At 66.2% G+C, this 9,304-nt stretch carries 7 protein-coding genes; 2 read left to right on the forward strand and 5 right to left on the reverse strand.

Features of this window, described 5'->3' with window-relative positions; translation table 11 throughout:
* Window positions 1-130: 130 nt before the first annotated feature.
* From ACTOWK_RS19775 to ACTOWK_RS19785, 3 genes are all read right to left on the reverse strand, one after another.
* On the reverse strand, window positions 131-967 hold the full coding sequence (locus ACTOWK_RS19775; protein WP_441331804.1) for a DNA alkylation repair protein: 837 nt from the start codon (window positions 965-967) through the stop codon (window positions 131-133).
* 85 nt (window positions 968-1,052) lie between these two features.
* Window positions 1,053-2,030: a TerC family protein gene (locus ACTOWK_RS19780; protein ID WP_441331805.1), complete on the reverse strand. Its 978-nt coding sequence runs from the start codon at window positions 2,028-2,030 to the stop codon at window positions 1,053-1,055.
* A 473-nt stretch (window positions 2,031-2,503) separates the two neighbouring features.
* Window positions 2,504-3,967 (reverse strand): alpha-L-fucosidase, encoded by a 1,464-nt coding sequence (locus ACTOWK_RS19785; RefSeq protein WP_441331806.1) that lies wholly within the window; start codon window positions 3,965-3,967, stop codon window positions 2,504-2,506.
* Between the two features lie 360 nt (window positions 3,968-4,327).
* On the opposite strand from ACTOWK_RS19785, the gene ACTOWK_RS19790 reads away from it, so the two are divergent.
* Both ACTOWK_RS19790 and ACTOWK_RS19795 read left to right on the forward strand, forming a co-directional pair.
* Window positions 4,328-5,737 (forward strand): alpha-L-fucosidase, encoded by a 1,410-nt coding sequence (locus ACTOWK_RS19790; RefSeq protein ID WP_441331807.1) that lies wholly within the window; start codon window positions 4,328-4,330, stop codon window positions 5,735-5,737.
* A gap of 261 nt (window positions 5,738-5,998) precedes the next feature.
* Window positions 5,999-6,454 (forward strand): hypothetical protein, encoded by a 456-nt coding sequence (locus tag ACTOWK_RS19795; RefSeq protein ID WP_441331808.1) that lies wholly within the window; start codon window positions 5,999-6,001, stop codon window positions 6,452-6,454.
* A gap of 205 nt (window positions 6,455-6,659) precedes the next feature.
* Here the strand turns inward: ACTOWK_RS19795 and ACTOWK_RS19800 are convergent, their stop codons facing one another.
* Together ACTOWK_RS19800 and ACTOWK_RS19805 are read right to left on the reverse strand one after the other, a co-directional pair.
* Window positions 6,660-8,390 carry a DNRLRE domain-containing protein gene (locus tag ACTOWK_RS19800; protein ID WP_441331812.1) on the reverse strand — a complete coding sequence of 577 codons (1,731 nt, stop codon included), beginning with the start codon at window positions 8,388-8,390 and terminating at the stop codon, window positions 6,660-6,662.
* Window positions 8,391-8,661: 271 nt separating this feature from the next.
* Window positions 8,662-9,003 carry a hypothetical protein gene (locus ACTOWK_RS19805; RefSeq protein WP_441331809.1) on the reverse strand — a complete coding sequence of 114 codons (342 nt, stop codon included), beginning with the start codon at window positions 9,001-9,003 and terminating at the stop codon, window positions 8,662-8,664.
* Between the last annotated feature and the right edge of the window lie 301 nt (window positions 9,004-9,304).

The raw sequence follows: 9,304 nt of genomic DNA on the forward strand, positions 1-9,304 counted from the left end.
AGGCGAGGCGGGCCGACGCTCGCGCCGACAGCCGCGTCGAGGTTGCGACGCTAATGCACGGTACGCGATGAGGCAATGGCCGCGGCGAATGCGCGATGTCGCTCGGATGAGCGCGCCGGCTTCGAGGGCCTCAGCGTTTGCGCGGCGCCTTCGCTGCGGCTTTCCGCGCCGGCGTGCGCGCGGCCTTGGCCGCAACGCGGGCCATCACCGCGGCGCTGTTGAGCTCGCGCAACGCGTCCTTGCCGACCCAGCGCGGCGCGGCGTCCGTGGAGGCGGCCAGGCGCTTCGCCACCGCGAGCGCGGCGGCGTGCAGCACGGCATTGCGTTTGCCGATCGAGCGCAGGGCCCAGTTGATCGCTTTCTTGACGAAGTTGCGCTCGTCGCCGGCCGCGGCTTCGATCAGTTCCAAACCATGCAGGAAAGCGGCATCGGGTGCGGCCTTGTCGTGCACGGTCTTGCTGGCGAGCAGCGCGAATGCCGCGCGCTTGAGGTATTCGTCGCGACGCCCGGCCCATTGCTCGATCTTGCGCCAGGCGTGCGGGCTGCGGTCGAACAAGGCGAAGCAGACGGTGTCGCATACCGCCCAATTGTCGAACTGGCGGCCCCAGCGATCCATCTGCGCGGCGCTGACTGCGGCCGCGTCGTCGAGGTAGGACGCGAGCAGGCGCGCCTCGTACCAGCCGCTGTCCCACAGTGCCTCGGCCAGTTCGCGGTCGCGGCCGCAGCGTTTGGCGATGGCCTGGATCGACGCCATCGGCACGCCGAAGGCCCGCTCGGTGGGGATCGCATAGCGCGCCAGGCCAGCGCGATGGCTCGCACTGGAAGCGGCGCGCAGTTGCGCCAGGGCGTCGGCCAGACGTTCGGCAAGCGGTCGTGGCGGCGCGGGTGAAACCGAAGCCGCCCGCTTGCTCGCGGACGGCTTGCGGGTCGCCTTGGCGGCGGCCTGAGCGGCGGCGGTGCGGGCCATGTCCTTCCCTCGCGAAGACGGCGACGCCAATGTACTCATCGGCGTCGCCGTCCGCCATGTCCCGATCCTTATCGGGCCGACCGCATCAGACCTCGGTCGAACCGGTCGAGCCGTTCTTGGCCGCTGCCGGCCGCAGCAGGCTCAGGGCGATCGCAGCGCCGATGATCGCGGCGACGCCGAGCAACGACACCAGGATCGGCACCTTGTACACGTCGATCAGCAGCATCTTGGTGCCGATGAACACCAGCACCAGGGCCAGGCCGTAGGGCAACAGATGGAAGCGGTCGGCCATGCCCTGCAGCAGGAAGAACATCGCGCGCAGGCCCAGCACGGCGAACACGTTCGAGGTCAGCACGATGAAGGGGTCTTCGGTGATCGCGAAGATCGCCGGGATCGAGTCGACCGCGAAGATCACGTCGGTCACGCCGATCAACACGATCACCACGAACAGCGGCGTGTACCAACGCTTGCCATCGCGCTGGATCGAGATCGCTGCGTCGTGATAGCCGTCGGTCAGGCGCAGATGGCTGCGCATCCACTTCAGCAAGGGGTTGCTGTCGAGGTCGGGCGCCTTGCCGGCGGCGAGCAGCATCTTGATGCCGGTCACCACCAGGAACACGCCGAACACGTAGAGGATCCAGTGGAACTTGGCGAGCAACAAGGCGCCGGCGAAGATCAGGATCGCGCGCAGGGCGATCGCGCCGAGCACGCCGATCACCAGCACGCGCTGGCGCTGTTCCTCGGGCATGGCGAAGTAGGAGAACAGCATCAGGAACACGAAGATGTTGTCGACCGCGAGCGACTTCTCGACGAGGTAACCGGTCAGGAATTCCAGGCCGATGCGGTTGCCGATCTCGGCGCCGGACTGCTGGGTCACCCACCACCACAGGCCGGCATTGAACGCCAGCGCCAGGCCGATCCAGCCGACGCTCCACCAGGCGGCTTCCTTGAAGGTCACCTTGTGCGGCCCGCCGTGGCGCATCAGCACCAGATCGACGAGCAAGGCGACGACGACGAAGGCGACGAAGGCGCCCCAGAGCATCGGACTTCCGATGGTTTGCATGTGGTTCTCCCGGAGATGAAAAGCTGAAGGCGGACTGCGTGACCGCAGCCGCGAGGCGTCATTCATCCGAAGGGATCGGGGAGGACGGAGCTTCGCCGCTGGCGGCGAAGGTCTTGCCCGCGTACGGCCGGATCGTTCGATCCATGGTCCGGACGCCTGTCGCACCGGGGCGGGAAGCCCGTAATGACGATACGACAGCGGGAGCTACTCCCCTTCTGGCGCGCACCTTAGCACGGGTGCGGCTGAATTTCAGTTCAGTTTGCGGGGCTGCGCGCCTTGCCTTCAGGGTAGGAGCGGCGCGAGCCGCGACCAACCGAAATAGCCGAATACCACGCCAGCGTCCGAAGCTGGAGACAATCGGGTAGCTCGAGGCATCCGAGCTTCGGCCATCGCGCTTACATACATCGCTTCAGTTTGTCGCGGCTCGCGCCGCTCCTACCCCTAAAGCGAAGACGCGGTTTTTACATCGGCGCTCAACCCGGACTGCGATACAGCGCCACGCTCGCCAGGCGCGGCGTGTCGTAGGCATGCTCGATGCTCACGCGCACGCGCCGACTGCGCACCGGGTCGAAACGCTCCAGGCGTTTGTAGCCGATGGTCGTGCCCCAGGCGAACGGATGCCAGGCGCCGTCGCGCCAGTGTTCGACGCGGTGGTTGGCGATGTGTTGGCCGTGAGCGATGGCCTCCTGCAGGCACAGCAGGTCGAATTCGATCTCGCGTTCGAGTTCGAACTCGATCCAGCCGCTGCGCGCATCGGCGGTCGGCGACCAATACGACTCGGCCTCGCTGTCGAGCACCCGCGAGGGCGCGTGGCCGTCGGCGCTGGCGCTCGCACGCACCCGGGCCGGCGCGAGCAGATTGCCGCCGGCGAACAAGGCCTGGCGGCGCTGCCCGAACGCGGCCAGATTAAGTACATCGGTGGCATGGAAACGGCCTTCGCGAGTCGGCGGCACGTTGAGCAGCAGCTTGCTGTTGCGGCCGACCGAACTGAAGTACAAGTCGATCAGCTGTTGCGCGTTGCGCACCTTCGCGTCTTCGGCCGCGTGCCAGAACCACCCGGGACGAATCGAGACGTCGGTTTCGCCGGGGCGCCAGACCGAACCGTAAGGGTCGCCCTGCTGCAAGGCTTCGCCGACCCAGGGCCGGTCGAAGCCGGCATACGGTACGCGCGCCGGGTCGACCGAGGCCCAGCAGGTGCTGCCGGCGACGCCGCGCTCGTTGCCGATCCAGCGCACGTCGGGGCCGGCATCGGAGAACACGATCGCATCGGGTTGCAGTTCGCGCACGGTGCGATGGATGCGCGGCCAATCGTAGGCCTGGCGCTTGCCGTTCGGGCCCTCGCCGTTGGCGCCGTCGAACCAGACTTCGACCACCGGGCCGTAGCCGCTCAACAGCTCGGTCAGTTGCGCGATGTAGAAATCGTCGTAGGCCTTTCCGCTGCCGTAGCGCGGCTCGTACCGGTCCCACGGCGACAGATAGAACCCCACGCCGAGGCCTTCGGCGCGGCAGGCATCGACGAACTCGCGCACCACATCGCCGCGGCCATCGCGCCAGGGGCTGTGGCGCACGCTGTGCGCGGTGGTCGCGGTCGGCCACAGGCAGAAACCGTCGTGATGCTTGGCGGTCAGGATCAGGCTGCGGAAACCGCCGGCCTTGGCCGCACGCGCCCACTGCCCGGCATCGAGCCGGGTGGGCGCGAACACCTGCGGGTCTTCGTCGCCCTCGCCCCATTCGCGGTCGGTGAAGGTGTTGACGGTGAAATGCACGAACAGCGCCAGCTCCTCGCGTTGCCAGGCCGATTGCTGCGGGGTCGGCCGCGGCCGCGACGAAGCCCCGGACTGCGCCTGCGGCGATGCGCTCTGTGCAGAGACGACGGGCGTGGCGCTCAAGGCCACCGCACCGGCACCGCCGGCGATCAGGAAACGGCGTCGATCCATGGAATTCCTCGCGTTGCGGCCGCGACCGATGCGATCCGCGGCAGATTTCGATGATCCGAGTCTAGTCGCAGTCGCGCGTCGCTCACAGGCATGCGCTGATGAATCCGCATGCGTATTCGATCCACGCACGCGCTTATGCGATGCCTTGACGCGCATTGGAATTTTTTAGAGATCGGCCATCGCGTCAAAAAACGAACGCACGGAACGCGTTCGCCGCGCCGCAATGGTTGACCGCATCGGCATCGGTCTGTTTCGATGCCTGCGGTTCGTCACCGCCGGAGCAAGAGCATGTCGTTTGCGCGTCGCCCCCTGCATCGCCCAAAGCATCGCTTGACACATCGAGCGCCCCTCATCGCCACGTTGTTCGCCTCCCTGTGGGCGATGGCCGGCAGCGCATCGGCGGCGACGCCGGCCGCCGACGCGCCCGCGCCGGTGGTGGCGGCGCCGAGCGAAAGCCAGGCCGCGTTCGATGCGCGCATGCGCTGGTGGCGCGAAGCCCGCTTCGGCATGTTCGTGCACTGGGGCCTGTACTCGGGCGCGGCCGGGCGCTGGAACGGCGAGCCGATCAAGGGCTCGGCCGAATGGATCCAGCGCAATGCCCACGTGCCGACCGACGAGTACGCGCGGCAGATGCTGCCGCTGTTCAAGCCCAAGCCCGGCTTCGCCCGCGAATGGGCCAGGCTGGCCAAGGACGCCGGCGCGAAGTATCTGGTGTTCACCAGCAAGCACCACGAAGGCTTCGCCCTGCACGACAGCGCGGTCACCGGCTTCGATGCCAAGGACGCGGTCGACCGCGACCTGGTCCGCGAGATCGTCGACGCCGCACGCGCCGAAGGCCTCAAGGTCGGCCTCTATCACTCGGTCATCGACTGGCATCACCCGGCCTACCCGTATCGCGATTTCGCCCGCCTCGAACACCCTCTGCCGCATCCGTTGGAAAAAGCCACCGAGCGGGACGACCCCGATTACGCCCAACGTGCGAACCTCAAGACCTATCAGGAGTTCTTGCAGGCGCAGGTGCGCGAGTTGGTCGAGCACTACGGCCCGATCGATGTGCTGTGGTGGGACTATTCCAACCCCGGCGCGGAAGGCGAGACTTGGCGCGCCAGCGAATTGATGACGATGGTGCGCGCCGCGCAACCCGGCATCGTCATGAACAACCGCCTGTATCGTTCGCTCGGCTACGACGATCCGCAAGGCAGCCTGCGCTGGTTCGATCGCGCGCACGGCGACTTCACCACGCCCGAGCAGGCGATCCCGGCGCAGGGCATGGCCGGCGTCGACTGGGAAGCCTGCATGACCATGAACGGCACCTGGGGCTATAGCGCGCTCGACGATAACTGGAAGTCGACCCGCGAATTGCTGCGCAACCTGGTCGACACCGCAAGCAAGGGCGGCAACTTCCTGCTCAATATCGGGCCGCAAGCCGACGGCAGCGTGCCGCAGGCCAGCGTGACCCGGCTCGAACAGATCGGCGCCTGGCTGCGCCGCAACGGCGAGTCGGTCTACGCCACCCAGGCCAGTCCGCTCGGCGCGGTCGCCTGGGGACGCATCACCGCGAAACCCGACCGCATGTATCTGCACGTGTTCGAGCGCCCGGCCGACGGCCGCTTGCGCCTGGGCCTCGACGGCGCACGACGCGCGCGCCTGCTCGATGGCGGCGCGGCCTTGACGACGCGGCGCGAGGGCCGGCAGTTGATCGTCGAGTTGCCGAAGCAGTTGCCCGATGCGAACGACACCGTGATCGAGCTGCTGCCGACACAATCCTGACGCCGTCGACTGCGACGGAGTTGTGCCGTTTTGTGCGCTTGATCCGGCTCGGGTGACGCACCTTGCCAGCCCGGGTGCCGCTGTTGGCGCGCATCTGCCGCAGGGGGTCAGATTAGCGATCCGCGCACAGCCGCAGTCACAGATCCAACGAGACGCACATCAATAAATCGTCTTGATATTCAAATCCTTACGCACTTTTTCCATCACGCGGCGTTGACGTAACCCTCTCGTAAATAGCAAGGACGTCAGGGGGCGTCATCAATGAAAAATATCGAAGTTTTCAGCATTGCCACTGCGCGCATCTGTGCAGCGGCGCTCGAACAGCATCCCGTCGTAGCCCGCTTCAACGCCGAGGAATCGGCGCGACATATCCCAGGCCTGGACCCGGCCAATCGCGAAGACATGGCCGCCGCGGTACTGGCTTGCGGCGCCACGTTCGAATGGTTGCTCGACGAAGGCTATCTGCGCAGCACCGCCTGCGTGAAAGAGTCCTTGAACGGTGTGGCCTTCGTCCACATGGCCTTGCGCTATCGCCTGACCGAGAAAGGTTTCGCGGTGCTCGGCGCGCAGGCGCACTCCACCGACGAGAGCAAGACCATCGGCGAACGCTTGATCGCCGCGGTCAAACTCGGCGGTGCGGATCGGATCAAGGAATCGGTCAAGCTCATGATCGGCGCGGGCGTCGGCTCGCGCACGATGCTGCAGGCGATGAGCTGACCCGCGACACGCAGCGACCCGGCACTCGCTCTACCGCAACGCGAACGCCATTGCCGATATCGGCAGCGGCATCGTCCGGTGTCCAGCGCCCGCAGGCTTGCTGCGGGCGTTGGAGGCTGGTTCGTCGCGACGGAACCAGGACGTCCATCGAAGCGGCCGGCGAAACATTCGCCGGTCGCTGTAACGCTGCTTCAAAGTGGCCCCATCAGGGCGTGGTGTAGCTCAGCAGCAGCTGCGGCGCATTCGCACCTTCGCGCGAAGACCAGTCGACACCGTCGGTGACACCGGAGGCCGGCACCAGGATCACGCCGTTGTTGGCGACCGTGCCCGCGGCCCAATTCTTCACCAGTTGCAGGCCCGCGGCGTTGAGGCTGACGTATTGCGCGCCGGTCGCGCTCGGGGTGACCGAACCGAGCTTGGTGCCGAGGGTGGCGCCGCTGTAAGTCGCGTTGCTTTCGCTCCAGCTCGTCGTCACCTGGTACAAGTCGTAGACGCCGGTGGAACGATCGCTGACCTGCAGCTTCACCTGCGCCGAGGTCAGGTTCAGGCCCGCCGCGCTGCTGACGTTCCAACCCATCAGGCCACGCAGTTGCTGGCCGCCGTCGCTGCCGTCGGCGTACAGCACCGTCGAGTTGACCCGGGTGCCACCGGATTTGACCGTGACGTCGCGCACCGCGTTGAGGGTCAGCGACTGCGAGGGGCTGCCGCCCTTGTTGCAGGTGCCGCTGAAATGATCGGTGTAGCTGCTGCCGGCGCGCGGCACGAAGTCGCCGGTGTAGCCGGTCGCGGTCAGGGTCAGCTTGAGCACGCCGTGGGTGTTGTCGTTGCTGGCCTCGAGCGAGGCATGGCTGCCGTCGATGTCGTAGAACGCGCGCCCGCCGGTGCCGATCAGGATCTGGCGGATGCCGTCGCCGGCCGCGGCCTGGCTCGGATTCATCTTGCCGTAGCGTTGGTAGTTGTGGTCGTGGCCGACCAGGACCAGATCGGCCTTGGCCGCATACAGCGCATCCCAGAACGGCTTGACCTGGCTGTAGCCGCTGTAGCTGCCGCGGCTCACCAGCGGATGATGGAAATACGCCGCGGTGCAGGGCTTGGTGTTGGCGGCAAGATCGTTCTTGAGCCAGGTGATCTGGGTCGACGAGACGGTGCCGCCGGTCATGGTGTTCAAGGCGATGAAGTGCCAATCGCCCACGTCCCAGCTGTAATAGCCCTTGCTGCGATTGCCGGCCGGGCCGTCGGCATTGCCGACGCCGTTGAAGTAATCGAAGTAACCGCTGGCGCCGCCGGTGTAGTACTCGTGGTTGCCTGGCGAGGGGCTGGTCAGCGCCTTGAAGCGGCCCCAGGTCGGCGCATAGCGGTTGTTGAACTCGCTTAGCGTGCCGCTGTCGTAGGCGTTGTCGCCGGCGGTGAACACCGCGGTCGGGTTGATCGAGACGATCAGGTCGGAGGTGCCTTTGCAGGCGGTGCCGCTGGTGTCGCAAATGTCGCCGGCGCCGGCCACCACCACGCTGGCCAGTTCCAGCGCGGTCGTGCCGTATTCGTAGCGGTCGAGCTGGAAGGCGCTGTCGGGCTGGCTGAAATACGGCTTGATGTCGACGCATTCGCCGCGCATCGCGCGAGTGTGGAAACTGCGGTCGTTCCAGTGCCTGCCTTCGAACACCAGGCGGTCGCCGCCGCTGCTGGTCAACACCAGCGAGTCGTAGCCGCTCAGCTTGAGCTGTTTGAACCCCAGCCGCATCCACTTGGCGCCGCTGTCGCAGACCCGGTCGAGCGCGGCGGCCTTGGCCAACGGCGTCGCCTTGGGCGCCGGCACCGGCTTGCTGAGGGTGCCGTCCTCGGACAGCTGCAGCGTGCGCTGGCTGGCCGATGCGGGCGCGAGAACGGCGGCGATCAACAACGAGGCGATCGCGCCCTGGCCGGGCAGGCCCTTGAGCATGGGGTTCACTGGCTGTCTCCGTAACGGTGATGGCGGGCGGGTAAGGGTCCGGGCGGACCTCGAACGTTGCGGAGTGTGGCCGTTAAACGACTACACGATTGCGACGAATTCCGCGCCCGTTGCGATGGCGCTTGCGCTTGTCGTCACAAATCGATGCCCGGCCGACGGACGGTCGCCGGAACACACGAAGTGATGCGCCTTCCGTGGGCTTTCCCGTGTAGGAGCGACGTGAGTCGCGGCCACGGGATGCGCAGAGTCCGCAACGCCTTCGTCATCGGTCGAAGGCCTGAATCGTCGCGGGGTGGGAGCGACGCAAGTCGCGACCGCGTTCGCTCGGCGGCCGGCGCTGGTTGCGCATCTTGCGACAGACGATGCTGTGGTCGTTGCCGTTGCCGTTGCCGTTGCCGTTGCCGTTGCCGTTGCCGAGATTTTGATCTGCTTTTCTTTGTGGCTTTTCTTTGTGGCTTTGCTTTTTGGCTTTACCGCTCTGCCGGTCAAGAGAAGACCCGTAGGGCGGCCCGCAAGGATGCGGGCCGTGCGCAAGCAGGCCATGGATGGCCTGTCTGGAGCATCCCCGCGTATACATCGCTCGCGCGGGCTTGTGCCCTTGCAAGGAGAGCCATTTTCTTTGGTTACCTTTCTTTTGGGCTTAGCAAAAGAAAGTAACCCGGCCGCGTTAGCGGACGGAAGCTTTGCTCTTGCTTGAAGACTGCGCCGGAGGCCGACGGGACGTGGTCGCGACTTGCGGCGCATCTAACCAGCAAGATCAAGATCTAGATCAAACGCCAAAGCTTCCGCCACTAAAGCGGCGGGTTACTTTCTTTTGTCTAAAGCAAGGCGGTCTCTAAGCTTAAGTGCATCACCCACCGAAGGGTTCTGCACATGGGCCACCACTACACCCACCTGAGTCCCGA

The organism is Lysobacter sp. CA196, assembly GCF_052078695.1.
Lineage (GTDB): Bacteria > Pseudomonadota > Gammaproteobacteria > Xanthomonadales > Xanthomonadaceae > Lysobacter.